General features: G+C 67.4%; 25 protein-coding genes. 16 read left to right on the top strand and 9 right to left on the bottom strand.

The window, feature by feature from the left end; genetic code table 11:
* Positions 1–80 precede the first annotated feature (80 nt).
* Together FDA38_RS02415 and FDA38_RS02410 are read left to right on the top strand one after the other, a co-directional pair.
* Complete coding sequence (locus FDA38_RS02415; RefSeq protein ID WP_137252420.1) at positions 81–1439, top strand: sensor histidine kinase; 1359 nt, start codon at positions 81–83, stop codon at positions 1437–1439.
* Entirely contained in the window at positions 1436–2176 is a 741-nt protein-coding gene (locus tag FDA38_RS02410) for a response regulator (protein ID WP_170989684.1), read from the top strand. The genes FDA38_RS02415 and FDA38_RS02410 overlap by 4 nt, the downstream gene beginning before the upstream one ends.
* Positions 2177–2360: 184 nt before the next feature.
* Here the strand turns inward: FDA38_RS02410 and FDA38_RS02405 are convergent, their stop codons facing one another.
* Positions 2361–2723 carry an MmcQ/YjbR family DNA-binding protein gene (locus FDA38_RS02405; protein WP_137252418.1) on the bottom strand — a complete coding sequence of 121 codons (363 nt, stop codon included), beginning with the start codon at positions 2721–2723 and terminating at the stop codon, positions 2361–2363.
* A 43-nt stretch (positions 2724–2766) separates the two neighbouring features.
* On the opposite strand from FDA38_RS02405, the gene FDA38_RS02400 reads away from it, so the two are divergent.
* Genes FDA38_RS02400 through FDA38_RS02385 form a run of 4 tightly spaced genes read left to right on the top strand, consistent with a single transcriptional unit; the run spans position 2767 to position 6686 of the window.
* Complete coding sequence (locus FDA38_RS02400) at positions 2767–3843, top strand: alpha/beta hydrolase (protein ID WP_137252417.1); 1077 nt, start codon at positions 2767–2769, stop codon at positions 3841–3843.
* Positions 3803–4549, top strand: coding sequence for an esterase family protein (locus tag FDA38_RS02395; RefSeq protein WP_137252416.1), 747 nt, complete (start codon positions 3803–3805; stop codon positions 4547–4549). Before FDA38_RS02400 ends, FDA38_RS02395 begins: the two co-directional genes overlap by 41 nt.
* A gap of 12 nt (positions 4550–4561) precedes the next feature.
* A complete protein-coding gene (locus tag FDA38_RS02390) occupies positions 4562–5797 on the top strand; it encodes an ATP-grasp domain-containing protein (protein WP_137252415.1) in 1236 nt (411 codons plus the stop codon).
* Between the two features lie 4 nt (positions 5798–5801).
* Complete coding sequence (locus FDA38_RS02385) at positions 5802–6686, top strand: amidohydrolase family protein (protein ID WP_137252414.1); 885 nt, start codon at positions 5802–5804, stop codon at positions 6684–6686.
* On the opposite strand, the gene FDA38_RS02380 is transcribed toward FDA38_RS02385, so the two are convergent.
* Genes FDA38_RS02380 through FDA38_RS02370 form a run of 3 tightly spaced genes read right to left on the bottom strand, consistent with a single transcriptional unit; the run spans position 6654 to position 8449 of the window.
* Positions 6654–7319, bottom strand: coding sequence for a cation diffusion facilitator family transporter (locus FDA38_RS02380; protein WP_137252413.1), 666 nt, complete (start codon positions 7317–7319; stop codon positions 6654–6656). The genes FDA38_RS02385 and FDA38_RS02380 overlap by 33 nt on opposite strands.
* Entirely contained in the window at positions 7312–7656 is a 345-nt protein-coding gene (locus tag FDA38_RS02375; protein ID WP_137252412.1) for an ArsR/SmtB family transcription factor, read from the bottom strand. The genes FDA38_RS02380 and FDA38_RS02375 overlap by 8 nt, the downstream gene beginning before the upstream one ends.
* Before the next feature lie 37 nt (positions 7657–7693).
* Positions 7694–8449 carry a TRM11 family SAM-dependent methyltransferase gene (locus FDA38_RS02370; RefSeq protein WP_137252411.1) on the bottom strand — a complete coding sequence of 252 codons (756 nt, stop codon included), beginning with the start codon at positions 8447–8449 and terminating at the stop codon, positions 7694–7696.
* A gap of 175 nt (positions 8450–8624) precedes the next feature.
* On the opposite strand from FDA38_RS02370, the gene FDA38_RS02365 reads away from it, so the two are divergent.
* Both FDA38_RS02365 and FDA38_RS02360 read left to right on the top strand, forming a co-directional pair.
* Positions 8625–9086, top strand: a complete 462-nt coding sequence (locus FDA38_RS02365) for a GNAT family N-acetyltransferase (RefSeq protein WP_137252410.1) — start codon at positions 8625–8627, stop codon at positions 9084–9086.
* Between the two features lie 88 nt (positions 9087–9174).
* Entirely contained in the window at positions 9175–10983 is a 1809-nt protein-coding gene (locus FDA38_RS02360) for a glycoside hydrolase family 2 protein (RefSeq protein ID WP_137252409.1), read from the top strand.
* On the opposite strand, the gene FDA38_RS02355 is transcribed toward FDA38_RS02360, so the two are convergent.
* Positions 10968–12053 carry a YeiH family protein gene (locus FDA38_RS02355; RefSeq protein ID WP_137254080.1) on the bottom strand — a complete coding sequence of 362 codons (1086 nt, stop codon included), beginning with the start codon at positions 12051–12053 and terminating at the stop codon, positions 10968–10970. The two genes, FDA38_RS02360 and FDA38_RS02355, sit on opposite strands and share 16 nt — an antisense overlap.
* An 83-nt stretch (positions 12054–12136) precedes the next feature.
* Between FDA38_RS02355 and FDA38_RS02350 the strand changes: the two genes are divergently transcribed.
* A complete protein-coding gene (locus FDA38_RS02350; RefSeq protein WP_137252408.1) occupies positions 12137–12916 on the top strand; it encodes a GntR family transcriptional regulator in 780 nt (259 codons plus the stop codon).
* On the opposite strand, the gene FDA38_RS43530 is transcribed toward FDA38_RS02350, so the two are convergent.
* Positions 12904–13815, bottom strand: a complete 912-nt coding sequence (locus FDA38_RS43530) for a LysR family transcriptional regulator (protein ID WP_137252407.1) — start codon at positions 13813–13815, stop codon at positions 12904–12906. The two genes, FDA38_RS02350 and FDA38_RS43530, sit on opposite strands and share 13 nt — an antisense overlap.
* Positions 13816–13924: 109 nt before the next feature.
* Here FDA38_RS43530 and FDA38_RS02340 point away from each other — a divergent pair, with 109 nt between their 5' ends.
* The 5 genes from FDA38_RS02340 (at position 13925) to FDA38_RS02320 (ending at position 17409) form a co-directional block, all read left to right on the top strand.
* Entirely contained in the window at positions 13925–14635 is a 711-nt protein-coding gene (locus tag FDA38_RS02340) for an SDR family NAD(P)-dependent oxidoreductase (protein ID WP_137252406.1), read from the top strand.
* A gap of 133 nt (positions 14636–14768) precedes the next feature.
* The gene (locus tag FDA38_RS02335) at positions 14769–15845 is read left to right on the top strand and encodes a YbfB/YjiJ family MFS transporter (RefSeq protein WP_202877530.1); all 1077 of its coding nucleotides are present in this window, start codon (positions 14769–14771) and stop codon (positions 15843–15845) included.
* Entirely contained in the window at positions 15842–16192 is a 351-nt protein-coding gene (locus tag FDA38_RS02330) for a YybH family protein (RefSeq protein WP_137252404.1), read from the top strand. Before FDA38_RS02335 ends, FDA38_RS02330 begins: the two co-directional genes overlap by 4 nt.
* 11 nt (positions 16193–16203) lie before the next feature.
* Entirely contained in the window at positions 16204–16605 is a 402-nt protein-coding gene (locus tag FDA38_RS02325) for a VOC family protein (protein WP_137252403.1), read from the top strand.
* An 18-nt stretch (positions 16606–16623) separates the two neighbouring features.
* Positions 16624–17409 carry an arylamine N-acetyltransferase family protein gene (locus FDA38_RS02320; protein WP_137252402.1) on the top strand — a complete coding sequence of 262 codons (786 nt, stop codon included), beginning with the start codon at positions 16624–16626 and terminating at the stop codon, positions 17407–17409.
* 27 nt (positions 17410–17436) lie between these two features.
* On the opposite strand, the gene FDA38_RS02315 is transcribed toward FDA38_RS02320, so the two are convergent.
* Positions 17437–18048: a flavin reductase family protein gene (locus tag FDA38_RS02315; protein ID WP_137252401.1), complete on the bottom strand. Its 612-nt coding sequence runs from the start codon at positions 18046–18048 to the stop codon at positions 17437–17439.
* A gap of 67 nt (positions 18049–18115) precedes the next feature.
* Here FDA38_RS02315 and FDA38_RS02310 point away from each other — a divergent pair, with 67 nt between their 5' ends.
* Both FDA38_RS02310 and FDA38_RS02305 read left to right on the top strand, forming a co-directional pair.
* Positions 18116–18793 carry an ArsR/SmtB family transcription factor gene (locus FDA38_RS02310; RefSeq protein WP_137252400.1) on the top strand — a complete coding sequence of 226 codons (678 nt, stop codon included), beginning with the start codon at positions 18116–18118 and terminating at the stop codon, positions 18791–18793.
* Between the two features lie 63 nt (positions 18794–18856).
* Positions 18857–19093, top strand: a complete 237-nt coding sequence (locus FDA38_RS02305) for a hypothetical protein (RefSeq protein ID WP_137252399.1) — start codon at positions 18857–18859, stop codon at positions 19091–19093.
* Between the two features lie 346 nt (positions 19094–19439).
* Here FDA38_RS02305 and FDA38_RS02300 read toward each other — a convergent pair whose 3' ends face one another.
* On the bottom strand, positions 19440–20102 hold the full coding sequence (locus tag FDA38_RS02300; RefSeq protein ID WP_137252398.1) for an anti-sigma factor family protein: 663 nt from the start codon (positions 20100–20102) through the stop codon (positions 19440–19442).
* On the bottom strand, positions 20099–20608 hold the full coding sequence (locus tag FDA38_RS02295) for a sigma-70 family RNA polymerase sigma factor (protein ID WP_137252397.1): 510 nt from the start codon (positions 20606–20608) through the stop codon (positions 20099–20101). The genes FDA38_RS02300 and FDA38_RS02295 overlap by 4 nt, the downstream gene beginning before the upstream one ends.
* Between the last annotated feature and the right edge of the window lie 96 nt (positions 20609–20704).

Here is a 20704-nt window from a genome sequence, read left to right as displayed (position 1 = left end):
AGCCTCCTCCAAAAGTTGGAGAGACTGCCCCTCCGGGCAGATGAAGCTTCGGCAAACACGAACTGACTACGCTGGGCGACATGGTGGGCGTCTGGCGTCGGTTGTCGCAGGGGCAGCAGGATCTGCTGCTCGCTGCGGTCATCGGCCTGGTCTGGTTCGCCGCGCTGAACCTGATCAACGGCACCGGTCTACGCCCGCACAACCCCGCCGTCTCCGTGGTGACCGGCGTCTTCCTGGTCGCCACGGTCGCGTTCGTACGGCGGATCCCGCGCACGATGCTCGTGATCGTCTCGGTGCTGTACCCGTTCCTCTACGCCGCCGCCGGCACCGGCCTGGCCGCGCAGATCGGGCTGACGATGTTCGGTCAGCCCGAGATCAGCGACGCCGCGCTCCAGTCCGAGATCCACCTCGTCCCGCTCCTCGTCGTCGGCTATCTCGCGGCGTCGGCCGGCGTACGGCGCTTCACCTGTCTGTTCTTCACGATGGGCAGTCTGGCCGGGCTGATGATCGGACTGCCGACCGTGGTCGCGATCGTGCTCAGTCATGTGAACCGCGACATCCTGCTCGGCGACCGGTACCGGAGCCTGCCGCGCAACGTGCCGAGCCTCTACTCCTACATCGACGTCTCGCTGTTCGTGTTCGCGGAGGCTCTGATCTGCGGGATGGTGCTGCTCGGCGCCGACGCCCGTCGACGCCGCAAGAGCGTCGCCCTGCTCGAGCAGCGGAACGCCGAGCTGGTCCGGCTCCGCGCGGTCGAGGCCGAGCGGGCGGCAGTTGCGGAACGGACCCGGATCGCCCGGGACCTCCACGACGTGATCTCGCACCACGTCAGCGCAGTCGTGATCCGCGCGCAGGCCGCCGACCGGGTCGCCGACCAGCGCCCCGAAGTACTGCGGGAAGCGATCCGCTGGATCATTGCCAGCGGCAAGGAAGCACTGACCGCGATGCGGGAGACGGTCCGGGTACTGAACACCGCCTCGCCGCAGATCGCGGGCGACACCGGCTCGGGTGGCGGGACCGCGCCGGTGCCGGATCTGGCCGATGTGGCGCGGATGGGCGAGCGGCTCAAGGCGGTCGGGATCGACGTGACGATGGAGCTTCCGCCACGGCAGCGCCAGCTCACGTCGGCGACCGACCTGACCGCGGTACGGATCATCCAGGAGGCGCTGACCAACGTGATGGTGCACGCGAAGGCGAGCGCGGCGCGGGTGACCTGGCAGAGTGGGCCGCAGGGTGACCTGCTCACCATCGACGACAACGGGAACGGCGGACCGCCGCCGGTGAACGTGCTGGAGACCGCGCGGCGCAGCGAGAGCGGTCGCGGCAACGGGCTGATCGGGATGCGGGAACGGGCCACAGCGGTCGGCGGCACCCTCGCCGTCGCGGCCGGCCCCCTGGGTGGATGGAGAGTGCAGGCATGGCTGCCGCCGCAGAACTGAACGAGTCGATCCGGATCCTGGTCGCCGACGACCAGGGCGTGATCCGGATGGGGCTGGCGATGATCCTCGATCACGAGCCGGACCTGACCACGGTCGCCCAGGCCGAGAACGGCGAGGAGGCGCTCCGGCTGATCGAGCAGTACGACCCGGACGTCGTACTGATGGACATCCGGATGCCGGTGATGGACGGTCTGGTCGCGACCGAGCGGATCACGACGGCCAACCGGGAGGCCGGCCGCGCGCGTCCCGCCGTACTCGTGCTGACCACGTTCGACGACGAGGCGTATGTGCTGGCCGCCGTACGCGCCGGGGCGTCCGGGTTCCTGTTGAAGGACACCGATCCCGATCTGCTGGTGTCGGCCGTCCGCGCGGTGTATCGCGGCGACTCGCTCGTCGACCCGGCCTCGACGCGGGTGTTGCTCGAGCGGTGCATGGAGCTCGAGCGCCAGGTCGACGGCGGTACGCCGAACGCCGCGCCGGCGCAGCCGGATCCGCGCTGGGTCGGACTGCTGTCCCAGCTCAGCGAACGGGAACGCGAGATCCTGGTCTGGATGGCCCGCGGCCTGTCGAACCGCGACCTGGCGACCAAGCTGTTCGTCAGCGAGACCACGATCAAGACCCACGTGAGCTCGGTCCTGTCGAAGCTCGGCCTGTCCAGCCGGGTCCAGGCTGTGGTCGTCGCCTACGAAGCCGGCGTGGTCCGGCCCGGCGAGGCCGACGTGCGCTGGGACTCCTAGGTAAACAGCACGAGCGCGACCGCCCCCACGGCGAGCAGGATTACCACGGTCACAGCTTGGCTCAGCACCGACGCCTTCTGGCGCCGGGGTAGGAAGTCCCCAGTCATGCTTCCAGAGTTGCTCGGGAAATCGCGTCACCCATCGGTCGTCAGGATGGTTCTGGTCTACTACCTGAGGATGACCCTCAGTCACCGAAGTAGGCGGCGCGGACCTTCTTCGGGACGCACATCGACCAGGCGTCGAGGATCAGCTCGCGGAGTTCGTCGTAGTCGACGGCCGCCAGGTTCAGCTCGATCCACTGGAAGCGCTCGTCGGACGGGCGCGGCGGGAGGAACTTGTCCGGTTCGGCGGCCAGCGCGGCGGCACGTTCCTCGCGCGGGAAGCCGAGGCCGATGGTCTGCTCGTCGGCCGCGACCGCGAGGTACACGATCTGGCCGACGCGGAACTTGATCCGGTCCCGGACCAGAACCTCGTAGCTGCGCGGGAGGTCCGCGGTGATTTCGCGGATGTCGGTGAGATCGACCACGTTTCCACGATAGAACGCCATCACTGACATCCCTTGTCAGTATTTCCAGCAGTACGGTGGTCGGATGCCTGGTGTCGTGAGCGCGGTCGAGGGGGCCGAGGTGGTGTTCCGCCTCGGTGACCCTGCGCATGCGTTCACGGGCGTTCGGTTGTGGCAGGAGCTCGGTCTGCCGGCCGAGCTGCTCGAGTTCAAGCCGGTCGACTACGGCTGGGAGCTGCGGCTGCCGCGGCCGTCGGTGCACCGGATGGAGTACCTGTTCGACATCGCCGACCTCGGGATGCGGACCGATCCGACCAACCCGCGGGTGGTCGGCGGCGCGTTCGGCGACCATTCCTGGCTCCCGCTCCCTGGGTACGTCGAGCCCACGTGGATCGCTGCTGAGCCGATCGCATCGACCTTGACCCCGCTCGTGGTCGACTCCCCGGTCGGGCCGGTCGACGTGCACGTCTGGGCGCCGGAGGGTATCGCGCCGGTGTTCGAGCTGCCGTTGCTGCTGTCCCACGACGGTCCCGAGTTCGCGAAGTACGCCGGTCTGACGCACTACGCCGGCGCTCTCGTCGCCGACGGTAGCCTGCCGCCGTTCCGGCTCGCGCTGGTCCGGCCGACGTCCCGCAACCTCTGGTACGCCGCGAACCCGCAGTACGCCACGGCCCTGACGCAGCACGTGGTTCCGGCCGTGCAGGCGCAGTACAAGAGCCGGCGGCCCGTGATGATGGGGGCGAGCCTGGGTGCGCTGGCGGCGCTGCATGCGGAGTGGAACCACCCGGGGACGTTCGACGGACTGTTCCTGCAGTCGGGGTCGTTCTTCACGCCGGAGACCGACCCGCAGGAGTCGCGGTTCGAGTTCTACGCCGAGGTGACCGCGTTCGTCGAGCAGGTGCTGACGGCAACCACGGCGCCGAGTACGCCGCTCGTCGGCATGACCGCCGGGACGACCGAGGAGAACGTGCACAACAACCGGGTGATGGCCGCGCGGCTGGCCGAGCTCGGCCTCGAGGTCACGCTCGACGAAACACCCGACATGCACAACTTCACAGCCTGGCGGGATGTGCTCCATCCTGATCTGACGGATCTACTGCGGCAGACCTGGGGTGGGGCTGATGGAACGGGAGCAGGCCGAGTTGGAGGCGCCGGGGCTTGATCGCCCCGGAACAGTGATCCGCTACGGGCATTTCGGCCGCCCGGTGCTGGTCTTTCCGAGTGAGCAGGGCCGGGCCTGGGACTACGAGAACAACGGCATGGTCGACGCCGTCTCGGACCTGATCGGGGCCGGGCGGGTGAAGTTGTACTGCGTCGACTCGTACGACCATGTCAGCTGGTCGGACCGGAGCATCCAGCTCGAGGACCGCGCCCGCCGGCACGAGCTGTACGAGTCCTGGATCGTGAACCAGGTCGTCCCGGCGATCGGGGCCGACTCGCCCGGGGTCAGCGACATCATCACGACCGGGTGCAGCCTGGGCGCGTTCCATGCGCTGAACTTCGCGTTCAAGCGGGCCGATCTGTTCCCGGTCGCGATCTGTCAGTCCGGGAACTATGACGCGAGCAGTTGGCACGCGTGGGGCGAGCGCGGCGACGCGACGTACTTCAACAATCCGGCCGACTACCTGCCCAACCTGTCCGGTGAGCATCTGGACTATTTGCGTGGGCGGCTGTTCATCGTGCTCACGGTGGGACAGGGTGACTGGGAGACGAACCCGACCGGCTCATTGCCGTCGGCTCGTGCGACGGACAAGGTGCTGACCGAGAAGGGCATCCCGCATGAGCTGGACATGTGGGGGTACGACGTAGCACACGACTGGCCGTGGTGGCGTCAGCAGCTCGCCCATCAACTGCCCCGATTCTGCTGAGGAGATCCACACGTGAGTGATCGTTCACGTCATTTGATCGGGTTGTTGCTGGGGGCCGAGGAAGACTGGCCGCAGGCGTTCGAGGCGTTGCTGCAGCGGGTCGGGCCGGTGACGCTCGACGGGCACGAGCACGAGTTCGGGTCCCGGCGGCTGACCATCGAGCCGTTCGACCTCAACGATCCGGTCCGCGTCGGCCTGGTGATCGATCGGCTCGCGTACTGGTACTACCACCCGCGCGAGTGGCTGAAGAAGGCCGCGCTGATGAACGGCACGTACCTGCTGAACTCCCCGTTCACGTTCCAGTCGATGGAGAAACACTCGGCGTACTGCGCGATGCTGCGACTCGGGCTGAAGATCCCGCGGACCGTGCTGGTGCCGTACAAGAACCCGGTCGACAACGTGCGCTGGGCGTACACGTCGGCGAAGTACAACCGGCCGTTCGACCTGGACGCGATCGCCGACGACCTCGGCTACCCGCTCTACATGAAGCCGTTCGACGGCGGCGGGTGGCGTGGGGTCTCGCGGATCAACAACCGCGACGACCTGCACCGCGCGTACGACGAGTCCGACGAGATGCTGATGCACCTGCAGGCCACGGTCGAGTACGACAAGTTCGCCCGCGCGCTGTCGATCGGCGCCGAGACGATGGTGATGGACTTCCGTCCCGACGAGCCGATGCACAACCGGTACGCCGTCTCGCACGACTTCCTCTCGCCGTCGGCCGGACACCAGGCGGTCGCGATCAGCCGGATCGTGAACGCGTTCTTCGGCTGGGAGTTCAACTCCTGCGAGATGCTCGTCAAGGGGGACTCGGTCCACCCGATCGACTACGCCAACGCCTGCCCGGACGTCGCGGTCACCTCGCTGCACTACTACTTCCCGTGGGCGATCAGCGCGCTGGTCAAGTGGTCTGTCTTCTCGCTCGCCACCGGCCGGCGCAGCAAGGTCGACCTCCACACCGAGCGGTACTTCGACATCGCGGACGACCCGGCGCTGGACTACGACGCGAAGCTCGAGGGCTATCTGGCACTCGCGGACGAGTACTTCGAAACCCCGAAGTACCACGAATGGTGTGCCGCTCACCTCGGCGACTTCGACCTCCGCGTCCGCGACTGGGTCGCCGGCCCGGACTTCGACCGGTTGCTGCGCGAGACGGTCGTCGCGACGTACCCGGAACACGAGCAGGAGAAGTTCCACGCCCACTTCAAGGGCCTGACCGACCTCTGGGTGGCGGATCAGGCAGGCTAGAGGCGTGCGTGACGCGGAGGTACCGGCCTGGTGGCGGCGGCTCGGGTTGGACGGGCTGGTGGATGTGCATGTGCATTTTCTGCCGGATCGGGTGATGAACGCGGTCTGGGCGTACTTCGACCGGGCGGTGGAGCATTACGGGACCGCGTGGCCGATCACGTATCGGACCTCGGTCGACCAGCGGTTGAAGACACTGGACGCGTTGGGGGTTCGCGCGTTTCCGGCGTTGGTTTATCCGCACAAGCCGGGGATGGCTGCGTCGTTGAACGAGTGGGCGAGGGACTTCGCGGCTGTGACGCCTGGGTGTGTGGCCAGCGGGACGTTCTTTCCTGAGCCGTCCGCCTCCGCCTACGTGCGGCAGGCGCTCGAGCTCGGCACCCGGATCTTCAAGGTTCATCTGCAGGTCGGCGACTACGACCCGCGATCCGATGAGCTCGACGACGTGTGGGGGCAGCTGGCCGAGGCGGGTACGCCGGTGGTCGTGCACTGCGGGTCCGGCCCGATCCCGGGGCGGCACACCGGCCCCGGTCCCATGGGCGAAGTCCTCCGCCGCCATCCCCGCCTGACCGCCGTCATCGCGCATCTAGGGATGCCGGAGTACGCCGAGCATCTCGCGCTGACGTCTTATCCGAACGTGCATCTGGACACGACGATGGCGCTGACGCCGTTCACGGAGGCGATGATGCCGTTCCCTCGTGAGCTGGTGCCGCGGTTGGGCGAGCTGCAGGACCGGATCGTGTTGGGGACCGACTTCCCGAACATCCCGTACGAGTACGCCGTGCAACTGGATGCGCTCGAGGCATTGGATCTGGGCGATGACTGGTTGCGGGCGGTGTGCTGGGAGAACGGAGCGCGGTTACTCGGCCTTGCAGGCTCCACCGAGGGGTGAGCAGCAGCCCTCTCCGCGCCAGGCCTCGATTCCTTCCCTCACGGCCACTCCCGCGATGATCAGGCCGGCGATCGGATCCGCCCACGACCAACCCAGGGTCGTGTTGAGGAGCAATCCGACCAGCAGCACCGCCGACAGGTAGGTGCACAGGAGCGTCTGGGTCGAGTCTGCGACCACCGCGTTGGAGCCCAGCGCCTTTCCGGTGCGGCGTTGGGCCCAGGAGAGGAACGGCATCACGATCAGGGACGCGATCGCGAGGCCGATGCCTACCGGCGAGGAGTGCGGGTCGGTACCGGTGATCAGCGTGCGGATCGATTCGAAACCGACGTACGCGGCGAGGGCGAAGAAGGAGAACGCCAGGAGGCGGAGGGCTCGGCGTTCGCGGGACTCCGGGAGGGGGTGGCGGAACTGCCAGAGGATGATCAGCCCACTGGACACCTCGACCACTGAGTCGAGGCCGAATCCGACCAGGGCGACCGAGCCGGCGACGATCCCGGACGACACGGCGACCACCGCCTCGATCACGTTGTAGGTGACCGAGGCGCCGGCCAGGAGCTGAGCTCGTCGGCCGAGGCGTCGGCGTTCGTGTGGATCGACGGCCCAGGCTTTTCCTAGCTGCAGCGGTTCAGCCATGGTTCAGGCCGTAGTTGGGGCAGAGGGCGACGGCGTCGCCGGTCAGGCCGAGGAGGCGTTCGGCCGCGGCGAGCAGGTCCATCGTCGCCTCGGGGTGCGACAGGCTGAACATCGAAGCCCGCCCTTGCGGACGCGACTCGACCAGACCGCAGTCCCGCAGACACGCAAGATGCTTGGACACCGTCGACTGCGCCAGCCCGAGATGCTCGGTCAGCTCGACAACGCGGTGCTCCCCCAACGCCAGATGCCGCACGATCGCCAACCGCGACGCATCGCTGAACCCATGAAACAGACACGCCGCGACCGACAGGTCCGCACCGACCACACTCATCGCCATTCGGCGATGTTATCGCCTAAGAGCGAGACGAGTCCAGTCATCTTGTGCGGGTCAGGACATAAGCGGTCGGGCTGGCTCCGTTGTACTTGAGGAGGCGCCGGCGGACGACCTTGAGGGCACGGTGTCGCTGGATCGCGTTCTCCAGAAGGCGTTTGTCCTCGGTCAGCAGCACCGCGCGACCGTCGCCGGCAAGCACTCGATCGACCTCACGCACCACGGCCGGATACAGCGCGCGGTTGAGCTGATGACTGCCGACCTGCTTGCCGAACGGCAGATTCGTGACGACGCGATCGACACTGCTGTCTTTGAGCGGCAGAGCGTCGGCCTTGGCCTCGACGAGATTGTGGGCCTGATTCCTGGTCGCGATCTTCAGCGCCCGCGGATCGTGATCCGTCCCGACGACCCGAGCGCCCGGTGCACGACGGCGTACCGCTCGAAGGATCGTTCCCGTCCCGCAGAACGGATCGACGACGCGATCCCCAGGCCGGACCTTCGCCAACCGCACGAGCACCTCGGCCACCACCGGATTCGTTGACCACGGCAACCGTTCCACCCGGCCGAACCGTCGCATCCACGACAACGAAGGAATCTCGACCGCCGGCCCCCCGGCATCGCGGACGGCGATCGTGAAATAGAGCGCACAGGCAACGAGTTCGTCCCATGGACCGTCGACGGCGCACTCGACGGCCTCGGCTGACAGTTGACGGATCGAACGGACGGACGGCATCGTGCGCAGCTCCTCCTGGAGGAGATCGGCGGCGCCGTCGATGGTGCGCAGGACAAGATGGGGCACAGCAATGCTCCTGAAGGCTCGCGATCGACAGTTCGGTCGAAGCGCGGCGTACGCACGACAAGGCCGGCCGACTCCCACCGGAGCCGGCCGCGGCCGTACCTACGCCTTCAGAAACACGACATCGGTGGCAGAGTATTCGGTCGCACTACCGGTCCTCATCTGATTTTGTGGACGGATGGCAGACGTGGAGGAACGGCCGGCCGACGACGCGGAGCTGGCCGTGCTGTTGAAGGCCGCGTTCGACGAGCTCGTCGCGCGGAACGGCGCCGAGGGACGGACGCAGGTCAAGGACGGAGCGCGGTACTTCGTGGCCCTCGACGACGAGGGCCAGGCCGTCGGGTGCGGCGCCGTACAGGTGTTCGAGCCGGGCAGTGCTCACCCTGGGGACGCCGAGGTCGAGCGGATGTATGTGACACCGGCAGCCCGCGGCAAGGGATACGCGCGGGCCCTGCTGGCCGGACTCGAGCACGCGGCTCGAGCGCACCAACATCCAGTCCTCCGCCTGACCACCGGCGAACGCCAACCCGAAGCGATCGCCCTGTACGAGTCAAGCGGTTTTGTGCAGACGGCTGCGTGGGGCAAATACATCAACGAACCACTGACCCGCTGCTACGCGAAGACCCTGACCAGACTCTGACGATGCTGCGGAACTGACCGTTGCCCGAGCTATTTCAACGTTGTAAAGTGCGGGTGTCCCGACACCGATCAGCTTTACGGGAGAGTTCATGTCGCAGCCTCGTGCGGAGTATCCGCGTCCGCAGTTCGTGCGTTCGGAGTGGGTGAATCTGAACGGTGACTGGCAGTTCGAGATCGACCGGTCGGACTCCGGGTTGGAGCGCGGGCTGCGAGAGCGAGACCTGACGCAGCGGATCGTCGTACCGTTCGCGCCGGAGTCCGAGTTGTCCGGGATCGAGGACGTCGACTTCCTGGAAGCGGTCTGGTACCGCACCACCGTCACGATCCCCGCGGACTGGGCCGGCAAGGAGGCGGTGCTGCACTTCCAGGCCGTCGACCATGACGCGACCGTCTGGGTGAACGGCGTCGAGGTCGTCCGGCACCGCGGCGGGTTCACGCCGTTCAGCGCCAACCTCCGCCACGTCGCCAACCCCGGCGAGGAGGCGACCATCGTCGTCCGCGCGCGCGACAGCCACCGCGGCCCGCAGGCGCGCGGCAAGCAGAGCCAGCTGTACTTCAACCACAGCTGCCTCTACACCCGCACCACCGGCATCTGGCAGACCGTCTGGCTCGAAGCCGTACCCACGGTCCACCTGAAGCGCCCGCGCATCACCCCCGACGTCGCCGGCTCCGCGTTCCACCTCGAAGTACCGGTGTCCGCGAACAAGCCCGGCTACAAGATCCGCGCCACCCTCAAGGACGCCGACGGCGAGGTCACCACGGCCGAGGTACGCGCCGACCTCGACCTCGCTCCGCGCCTGACCCTGCAGGTCCCGGCCGACCGCGTCCGCCTCTGGGACACCACCGACCCGCACCTGTACGACGTCCGTCTCGAGCTGATCGATGCCGACGGCAACATTACGGACGCCGCCGACTCGTACGCCGGTCTGCGCTCGGTCAGCATCAACGGCAAGGCGATCCTGATCAACGGCAAGCACGTCTACCAGCGGCTGGTGCTGGACCAGGGCTACTGGCCGGAGAGCCTGATGACCGCGCCGTCCGAGGAGGCGCTGGTCCGCGACATCGAGCTCAGCCTGGCGGCCGGGTTCAACGGCGCACGGCTGCACCAGAAGGTGTTCGAGGAGCGGTTCCTGTACCACGCGGACCGGCTCGGGTACCTCGTCTGGGGCGAGTTCGGCGACTGGGGCTCCGGCGTCGGCCACACCGACACCGACAACCAGCAGCCGACGGCGTCGTACGTCGGTCAGTGGCTCGAGGCCGTCGAACGCGACTACAGCCACCCGAGCATCGTCGGCTGGTGCCCGCTGAACGAAACCCACCAGCTCCTGCACGACCGGATCACCCAGCTCGACGACGTCACCCGCGCGATGTTCCTCGCGACGAAAGCCGCGGACACGAGCCGCCCCGTACTCGACGCGTCCGGCTACAGCCACCGCGTGCCGGAGACCGACGTCTGGGACTCGCACAACTACGAGCAGGACCCGGCCAAGTTCGCCGAGCAGATGGCGGATCTGGTCAACAACAAGCCGTACGGCAACACCGGCGGGCCCGAGGGCAAGCCGATCTCGCTCGCGTACGACGGCCAGCCGTACTTCTGCAGCGAGTTCGGCGGCATCTGGTGGAACGAGGAGAAGGCCGCCGCCGGGAAGAGCGGGAACTCCGCGGACTCGTGGGGCTACGGTCAGCGTGTCGCGGACGAGGAGGAGTTCTACTCCCGCTTCGCCGGCCTCGTCGACGCACTTCTCGACAACGAGTTGATGTTCGGCTACTGCTACACGCAGCTGACCGACGTGTTCCAGGAAGAGAACGGCATCTACAACTTCGACCGCAGCAACAAGCTCGACGTACCGCGGATCAAGGCCGTCCAGGAGCGTCAGGCGGCTTACGAGAAGGACTGAAGTACCAGCGAACCGACCGCGACCAGGACCCACAGGATCGCTCCGAGCAGGAGCGGCCGGGGTCCTGCGTCGCGGAGTTCGCGCGGCCGCAGCGATAGTCCGATTGCAACTAGTGCGGATGTGATTAGTGTGCTGCCGACTAGTGTCAGCGTCGGCAGCCACGAGTCCGGAATGGCACCTGCGCTACGCAATCCGGCGGCGGCGATGAAGCCGATCAGGAACAGCGGGACGAGCTTGCGCCACGGCAGCGGCTTACGGATCGAAGCCGTCGCGCCGGCGTACGAACCCTCGGCGGCGGCGTCGAGGGCCCGGGCCGCGCGATTCTCCCGCCGGATCTTCAGCGCGACCAGCGTCAGCACGATCGGGATCAACGTCAGCGATCGGGTCAGCTTCACCACGATCGCCTGGTCGCCGGCTGCCTGGCTGAACGCGTACCCGGCAGCGACAACGGACGACGTGTCGTTGACCGCCGTACCAGCCCAGAGCCCGAACGATTCTGAGCTCATCCCGAGCAAGTGGCCGATCGGCGGGAACGTCAGTACAGCGACGATATTGAACGTGAAGATCGTCGCCATCGCGTACGCAACGGACGAGCGTCGCGCCCCGATCGCAGCAGTCGCGGCCGCAATCGCAGATCCGCCGCAGATCGCCGTACCGACGCCGATCAAGGTCTGAGTATCTCCGCGTACGCCGAGCAGCCGGCCGAAGAACCACGCTCCTCCCAGCGCGAGCGCGAGTGTGCCGAGCATGACCGGCAACGACGAGACGCCGACGCGTGCGACCTGCTGGAGAGACAGACCGGTTCCCAGGACGACGATCGACAGCTGGAGCAGCGTCTTCGAGGCGAAGTCGTACCCCGGGCGGCACGCGTCACTGCGAAGCGCCGAGATGAACAGTCCGGCGAGCACGCCGAGCACGATCCCGAACACAGGACCGCCCACCACAGGCACCAATCGCCCGAGCGGGACCGCGACTGCCGTGATCACCAGAACGGCAGCCAGACCCGGGACTCGGGACGTCAGCTTGGGCGCAACGGCCGAGGTGTGCCGTGGCCTAACCTCAAGGTGCACCACCGAACCGGTCCCTTCCCGTGGAAATGTACGCACATTTACGGTAGGAGATGACCGGACATTTGGCAACCCGGAAGGAACCGATGAGCGTGGGCAGGCTGGACCGTGCCGGCGGCGGGCCGCTGTGGAAGCAGCTGCAGGAGGACCTCGTCCGGCGGTTGCGCTCCGGGGAGTTCGATGACGCGTTCCCCGGGGAGCTCGCGCTGGTCGACGAGTACGCGGTCAGCCGGCACACCGTTCGCCAGGCGCTCGGTCAGCTACGGACCGACGGGCTGATCATCGCCGAGCGCGGTCGCCAGCCGCGGGTCGCGACGGTGCCCGAGATCCGGCAGCCGATGGGTGCGCTCTACAGCCTGTTCTCCTCGGTCGAGGCGTCCGGCCTGCCGCAGCGCAGCGCCGTACGCGCACTCGATGTCCGCGCCGACGGCGTCATCGCCGCCCGCCTCAACCTCGACGGATCGACCCCGCTGCTCTACCTCGAACGCCTCCGGTACGCCGGTGACGAGCCACTCGCGCTGGACCGCGTCTGGCTCCCCGCCACCCTCGCGGAACCACTGCTCGACGCCGACTTCACCCACACCAGCCTCTACAACGAGCTGTCCACCCGCGCCGGCGTCAACCTCGACCACGGCCGCGAAGACATCCGCGCCGTGAATCCGAGCCCGTCCGAGCGCGCCCTCCTGCATTGCCCTGCCGATGCCGCGGCGTTCTCGATCGTCCGCCAAGGCACCGCTCAGAACCGTCCGGTCGAATGGCGGCACACGCTCGTCCGCGGCGACCGATTCGCTTTGTCCGCAGAGTTCTCGGCGAACGCCGGCTATCGCCTGACGCCGAGCACCACGGCGCTGTCTCAGGCTTGGTGAAAAGGGTCGTCGGCAGGCAACCAGGACGTGGCCGGGTCGAAGTCGACTTTCACATCCCGGGTCAGTGCGTCGACAGCCGCGAGTACGGCGGGACGCAATTCGTCCTGCCGCGACACCAGCGCCCAGGTCCAGACCGGGATCGGATCGACGACCGGCCTGCGTACGAAACCGCGTGGCAGCGGGGTCGCGTCCCGCTTCGGCGAGCTGACGATCGGCCGGCCCAACCGGCGTACGTGATCGAAGAATGCCGGGCCGGTGATCCCGTGATCGTCGATCCGCTCGACCGCGGCGCCGGTCGCGCGGGCGAACTCGACGGCGTAGATGTTCCACGAAGCCCACGCCTCGGTGTCCGCATCGACCAGCACGACCGTGTCCCGCGCCCGGACCGGCGACTCGTCGCCGGCTGACACCGCGAACAACCGATCCGCGCCGAGGAGCCGGCCGGACAGTTCCTGCTCGGCCAAGTCCGTCGCACGTACCCAGCAGATCGCCAGGTCGATGCTCCCGTCCGAGACTCGCGCGGCTTGCGTGTGCGACGGCATCACCCAGGTGTCAACGAGCAGTTGTGCTACCCCGGACACCCGCTCAGCGAGATCCGGGGGCCGCCAGCTGACGTACCCCAATCGCACCGGCTCGCTCGCCGCGAATCCTCGCGCCGTACGCCGCAGAGCATCCGCCTGCTCGAGCAACGCCCGCGACTGCGGCAGCAACGTCTCGCCGTGGGCGGTCAGCGTGACGGTACGGCGATCGCGCTCGAACAGCCGTACGCCGAGATCGCGCTCGAGGGACTTGATCTGCTGCGACAACGACGGGCCGGCGATGTGCAACCGGGCCGCGGCCCGGCCGAAGTTCAGCTCCTCGGCGACCGCTACGAAGTACCGCAACTGCCGCAGCTCCACGTGCCACAGCGTAGTAGGCCGAGCCTCCCAGCTGGGAGCAAAGCGGTCGTGGAAAAGCTCACATGGTTCGACGACGATCGAAGTACATCAACTTCGGATGAGGAGAACCATGAACCACCAGAAAGTTGCCGTGATCACCGGAGCGTCCCAGGGCATCGGGGCGGGCCTGGTCACGGCGTACCGCAAGCTCGGCTATGCCGTCGTCGCGAACTCGCGGAGCATCAAGCGCTCCGACGATCCGCTGGTGCTGGCCGTCCCCGGCGACATCGCCGAGCCGGGCGTCGGCGCGCGGGTGATCGAGCAGGGGCTCGATGCGTTCGGACGGATCGACACGCTCGTCAACAACGCGGGGATCTTCGTCGCCAAACCGTTCACCGAGTACACCGACGAGGACTACGACCGGATCGCCGGCATCAACCTGCGCGGCTTCTTCGACACCACGCGGCGCGCGATCACCGCGATGCTGGAGAACGAGGACGGCGGGCACGTCGTCAACATCACCACCAGTTTCGCAACGCACGCCTACAGCACGGTGCCTTCCGCGCTGGCGTCGCTGACGAAGGGTGGGCTGAACTCGGTCACGAAGTCGCTTGCCACCGAGTACGCCGCGCGCGGGATCAGGTTCAACGCGGTGGCGCCCGGCGTCATTCGTACGCCGATGCACCCGGCGGAGACGCACGAATTCCTGGCGGCGCTACACCCGCTCGGCCGCCTCGGCGAGATCGAGGAGATCGTCGACGCGGTCACGTACTTGGAGAGCGCAAAGTTCGTCACCGGCGAGATCCTCCACGTAGACGGCGGCCAACAGGCCGGCCACTGAAACAACCATGACTGCTAACACCTTTGACACCGACAGATCCGCCACCGGCGCTGGGGCGCCTGCCGGCCCGGCCGGCGGTGTGGTTGCGGGCGCGGCTGGCGGCGCGGCTGGCGGGGGTGGGGCTTGGTGGTTGGTGGGGCGGGGGGCGGCGGCGTTGGCGGGTGGGATGGGGATCGGGCGGTTTGCGTACACGCCGATCCTGCCGATGATGCACGCGCAGGCCGGCCTGTCCTCCCGCCTCGGCGCGACGCTCGCGACGGCCAACTACACCGGCTACCTCGCCGGTGCGCTGGCCGCGATCGCCGTACCGCGCCTGCTCCACTCCCGCTGGGCGCTCCGCCTCTCGATGCTCATCCTGGCCGTGACCCTCGCCCTGATGCCGCTCGGTCGGAGCGGTTCGCTCTGGCTCACCCTGCGGCTGATCGCGGGGATCGCGAGCGCACTGGTATTCGTGATCGCGGTCAGCGCCGTACTCCCCCGCCTGCACAACCACCACGTGGGCTGGACCTTCGGCGGAGTAGGCGCCGGCATCGCACTCTCCGGCGTAGTACTTGCCAGCGGCAACTGGCGAACAGCCTGGTGGATCACCGCCCTGCTGACGATCGCCTGCACCGTCCCCGCCTGGCACCTGACCGGATCACCCACCCCACGCGCGGCCACCCGCCGTACCAGCTCACGACACTTCAACGCCCTCCTCGCCAGCTACACCCTCGAAGGCATCGGGTACATCATCGCCGGCACGTTCCTCGTTGCCGCAATCAACGAAACCGCAACCGGTGCCGTCAGCAACGGCGCCTGGATCATCGTCGGCCTGGCCGCTCTCCCCTCGACCGCACTCTGGGCCTGGTTGAGCCGATCATGGTCTCGCTCCACACTCCTACTGATCGCGCTGCTCCTGCAGGCGATCGGCATCGCACTACCGACCGTCATCCACGGCATCGCCGCCGCGCTGATCTCCGCCGCACTCTTCGGCGCGACATTCCTCGGCGTCGCCAATCTCGCGATCGCGCTCGGCGCCGACCTCAACATCCCACACGCGATCGCCATCCTCACCACCGGCTACAGCCTCGGCCAGATCATCGGCCCGCTGGCAGTCGGACCACTGCTCCACAACGGATATCACCAGGCGCTCCTGGTCAGCGCCGGCGTCGTGGCCCTCGCCGCGATCGCCGCGCTCCTGGTCCGCCATCAACCAAAGGAACTCCCATGAACGGCATCCTGTACGGCGTCCTCGACCAGTGGAAGTCAGCCATCGACGACCACGACCCGCAGCGCGCCGCGGCCCTCTTCACCAACGACGCGATCTTCCAGGGCCTGCACCCGTACGGCGTCGGTCGTGAAGCCGTCGCCGAGTACTACGAATCGCAGCCGATCGGCCTGTCCCCGCAGTACAAACTGCTCGAGACCCGCCAACTCGCCGACGACACGCTCCTCGCGTACCTCGCCGTCGACTTCAGCTTCACCGACCGTCCGGCGATCTCCGTCAACCTGCTTGTCATTCTTCGGCGGGCAGCTGACGGCTGGCTGATCTCGCACTACCAGGTCTCGCGGTTGTAGATACTGAGTCCATGACGGTCAAGGAACTGCGGTTGGTGGTCACGGCGGACGACTACGAGGAGGCGGTCGCGTTCTACCGCGACGTACTCGGGCTGCCGGAGCGGGCGTCGTACTCCTCGGAGGACGGGCGGGTGACGATCCTCGAGGTCGAGCGGGCCACGCTCGAGATCGCGGATCCGGGGCAGGCGGACTACACCGACGCGGTCGAGGTCGGGCGGCGGGTCGCGGGAAAGTACCGGGTCGCGTTCGAGGTTGAGGACTCCGCGGCGACGACGCAGAAGCTGGCCGAGGCCGGCGCGACGGTGATCGCGGAGCCGACCCGTACGCCGTGGAACTCGCTCAACGCCCGGCTCGAAACGCCCGGTGGCATCCAACTGACGCTCTTCACAGAACTTGACTTGAAGCAGGCTTGAGGTGTTGGGCTAGGGATCATGTGGAACATCGAAAGCCTTGACCTGGACGCCTATCTCGCGCGGATCGGGCACGCGCGGGTGGCGCCGTCGGCGGATGCGCTGCGGAGTCTGCATCGGGCGCATGTGCTGGCGATCCCGTTCGAGAACATCGACGTGATCCTCGGGACACATCCGGGGATTGCGCTGGATGCGATCCAGGCGAAGCTGGTGGGTCGGCAGCGCGGTGGGTACTGCTACGAGCACGCGCTGTTGTTCGGGGCGGCGCTCGAGCAGCTCGGGTTCGACGTCGTACGACGGGTTGCCCGGGTGCAACCGCACAAGGCGGGACCGCGTACGCACGCCCTGCTGAAGGTGGGGGTCGATGGGGAGTCGTTCCTGGCTGACGTTGGCTTCGGGGCCGGTCAGTTGTATCCGACTCCGTTGAAGGACGGCGCCGTGGTGGACCAGGCCGGGTGGGACCACCGACTGACGCTCGACGACGATGTGTGGACGCTGTCGAAGAAGACCGCGGACGGTTGGGAGCCCCAACACGCGTCCAACGACGAGCCGGTACGCCCGATCGACTACGAGGTCTACCACCACTATGTCTCCACCCACCCGAAGTCCCCATTCACCGGTCGCCCCGTGGTGATGCGCGTATCAGACGGCGTCGTACGACGCTTGATCGGCAACACCCTCACCACCGACCACGCCGACGGCCGCACGACCGAGCGGACCGTCCGAGCCGAGGACCTCCCCGAAGCACTAGCCTCCCTCGACGTCCACCTAACCGACGAAGAAATCGACCGCCTCCGGCTGATGTAGTCAACCCCGCACGCTGCTGGCGAACTCCTACGTCCGCGTCCTCGGAGTTTCCGTTCGGAAGGACTCGCCCAGCTCTTTCGCCAGGCCGAAGTAGTGGCGGAAGTTGTAGATGAGGGGCGACCAGGCGCCGGGATCCACGTGCGAAGTTCCCGCGACAACAACGGCCTCCTCGGCATGCACTCGTAGTACCTCGGCCTGGGCGATCAGGAAGTTGCCCTTGGCATCCAGCTCGGCTTGGGTGACGGTTGCTTCGAACTGGATCGGGCATTCGGCGACGCGCGGCGGCGCGACCAACTCAGACGCCACCGGTGTCAGCCCGGCCGCAGCGAACTTCTCGCGCTCGAAGCGAAATCGCGCCCGCTTACCCTCAGGCACGGGATTGCGACCGGTCAGGCCGGCCAACCGCTCAACAGCCTTCCACTGTGAAGGCGACGGAAAGTTGATCACCACATCAGCGCGAGAGCGCAGGTTCATCGCAGTCTGACCGGTCACGCCAACACCAAGGACCACAACATCACCTAACGCCCACGCGGACGACATCGGCGCGAGGTTCACGCTCCCGTCCTCGTTCAGCGTGCTGAGCAGCGCGACCGGGGTTCCGACGTACAGGATGGAAGGTTCGATGGTCAGATGGGTCATGTGAATCGACGGTAGGCACGGGATGCTTCGGCGTCGGCCTAACAGTCCAGCAGGCATGATGGCGGGTATGAGTGCCGAAGGTGAGGAGCTGGCCGGTTGGGCGCGGATGCTTGCCGACGGGACGCGGGCGACGGTTTGTTTAGCCTTGCTCGACGGCCGAGCGTGGACCGCGACCGAGCTCGCGAAGTTGGCCAAGGTCTCGCGGCCGACGATCAGCGAGCATCTCAACCTGCTCGTCGGCGGCGGTCTGCTGACCGAAGTACGGCAGGGGCGGCACCGCTATGTGAAGCTCGCCGGCCCCGACACCGCCGAGTTGATCGAAGGGCTCGCCGCGCTGGCACCACGCCGTACGCAAGTCGCTAACAGCCTGTCAGCAGTCAGCAAACGGGATGCGTTCGCCAGAGCTAGGACGTGCTACGACCACCTGGCCGGCAAACTCGGCGTCGCGCTGGCCGATGCGATGACTGAGCGTGGCCTGATCGACTGGTCCGATGGGATCGCGTTGACGCCGGAAGGCCAAGCCTGGTTGGAGAATCTCGGCGTCAAGGTCGAGGTACGCCGCGGCCGGCCGCCGCTGCGATCCTGCCTGGATGTCACCGAACGACGACCGCATCTCGCCGGCGCGGTCGGCGCGGCGTTGTGCTCGCACGCGTTGCAAGAAGGTTGGGTAAGTCACATACCAGGCGGCCGTGCCCTGAAGGTGAACGGCGCCGTACAAGCGTTTGGACTCTCGTCCGGAGTCTGAGAACTGTGTGAGGGAACACGCTTTCAGGAAGCGCTCAGCGTCGATAGCACTTAACCTTCGGCCATGACTGAGTTCGAGCCCGGCACCGAGCTGGTGTCCCGTCTCCCTCTGCCCAGCCATGTGGTCGTCCGTGTTGACGGTCAGTGGCGTCGCGGCTGGCTGATCGGCCGCGACCATGAGGAGACTGGATGGACCGCCCTGGTGCAGTACGAGGGCGACGACGGTAACGAGCGGACGGAACGCCTGCCGGCGGACCGGATCGCCTTGCCGTCGTCGGACGGCACGGAGAGAGCGTCCTAGGGAGGGACCACACACACGAAAGCCCCCGGGTGAGCATCACCGGGGGCTTTCGTGCGCATAACGCCGCCGTGGCGCCTCAGACGAACGAGAGGAACCCGCCCCAGGCCCTTCGGGCGGTCGACCTGGGACGGGAACCTCAGTGGCGTTACACAGGGTGTATCGCTGATAACGGGGTGAGTGTTACAGGATCGCCTGAACTTTCTTCCAGCCACGTCACGCCACGGCAAGCCGCGACCCCGGTGCACGTCCCTGAACACCGGGGCCTGGATCGGCGGCCTCTCGAGCGACAACCGTTCGTAAACTTCAGGTGCCCCGACAGCCCGTGATCATTCGCTTCCGGAACGAGTCAGAAGTGCACAGCCAGCAGAACCCGGCCAGTTTCCGAGCTGCGGATGTCCAAGGCCTTGATCTCGTTGCGCTGCAGCTTCGTCGTGGCGGCCGGTTTCACCGTCGTACCGGGCGATGACGTCCAGCTCGCGATCAGCGACGCCTTACCGGATGCGTCTGTGACATAGAGCTCGTACCCGCGGGCGCGTTCGCTCGGCGTGGCGAGTTCGTCGTACCGGCAGCTGATCTCGATCGTCGTACCCCAGCGCTCCGGAACCAGCCGGGCGTCCGCGGACAGCTTGCTGCTCACGGTCTGTGCGAGTACGACGTAATCGCCCTGCGGCTCGTCATTGGCCAGCGGGATCGCGATCACCGCGCCGATCGCGGCGGCCGCGACCCCGACGCCGGTGATCAACGCGCCGAGCCGGATGCGTTGCTTGCGACGGTCGCGCTGGACATTGCGGACCAGACCGGGCAACAGGTTCGGCGGTTCGGCCGTGATGGTGGCCAGCGCGCGCTCGGCCGGAAGGGCGGCGAGTACGCCGGGCACGCCGGCCAGCGACGCCACCTCGGCCGAGCACTCGGCACAGGTACGCAGGTGCTCCTCGTACGCGCGCCGGTCCCTCGCCGACAACGCCCCGAGCAGGTACGCCGAATCCCACTCCCGGTACGGGTCGCTCACTGACTTGTCACCCCCTTCTCCTGCAGCGCGAGCTTCAGCGCGCGCAGCCCGTAGTGCAGCCGCGACTTCACGGTGCCGGACGGGATGTCCAGCTCCTCGGCGATGTCGGTGACCGTACGGCGCCCGTAGTACGCCCGAACGATTACCTGCCGATGTTCTTCAGACAACTGTGCCAGGGATTCCGCCACCAGCCACGCGTCGAGTACTGCGTTCGCGTGGTCGGCGCTCGGCTTCTCCGGGAGGTCGTCGCTGGCGACCTCCCGGCTGACCCGGGCACTGCGCCGGTCGTCGATGACGAGGTTGCGCGCCACCGTGAACAGCCAGGCCCGGGCTCCCGCCTCGTCCTCGGACAGGATGTTCGGCCGCCGCCAGGCCCGGAGCAGCGTCTCCTGTACGACGTCCTCCGCCAGCCGATCGTCGCCGGTCAGCCGGACGACGAACCGCCACAGCGCCGGAGCATGCACATCGTGCAGCTCACGCAGCAGCGCCGCCCGGTCGTCGGCCATCGGCGCTCCTGCTCTGTGGGACGTGGGGTCGGACATCGCTCACTCGGCTGCTGCGGTTGCCTGCTGTGGCGCCGTTCGGGCTGCCTGCTCGCCACC

The sequence above is a fragment of the Kribbella jiaozuonensis genome (genome assembly GCF_005233875.1).
Taxonomy (GTDB): domain Bacteria; phylum Actinomycetota; class Actinomycetes; order Propionibacteriales; family Kribbellaceae; genus Kribbella; species Kribbella jiaozuonensis.
Note: the sequence above shows the minus strand (reverse complement) of the source record. Positions and strands in the feature narration are given on the sequence as shown.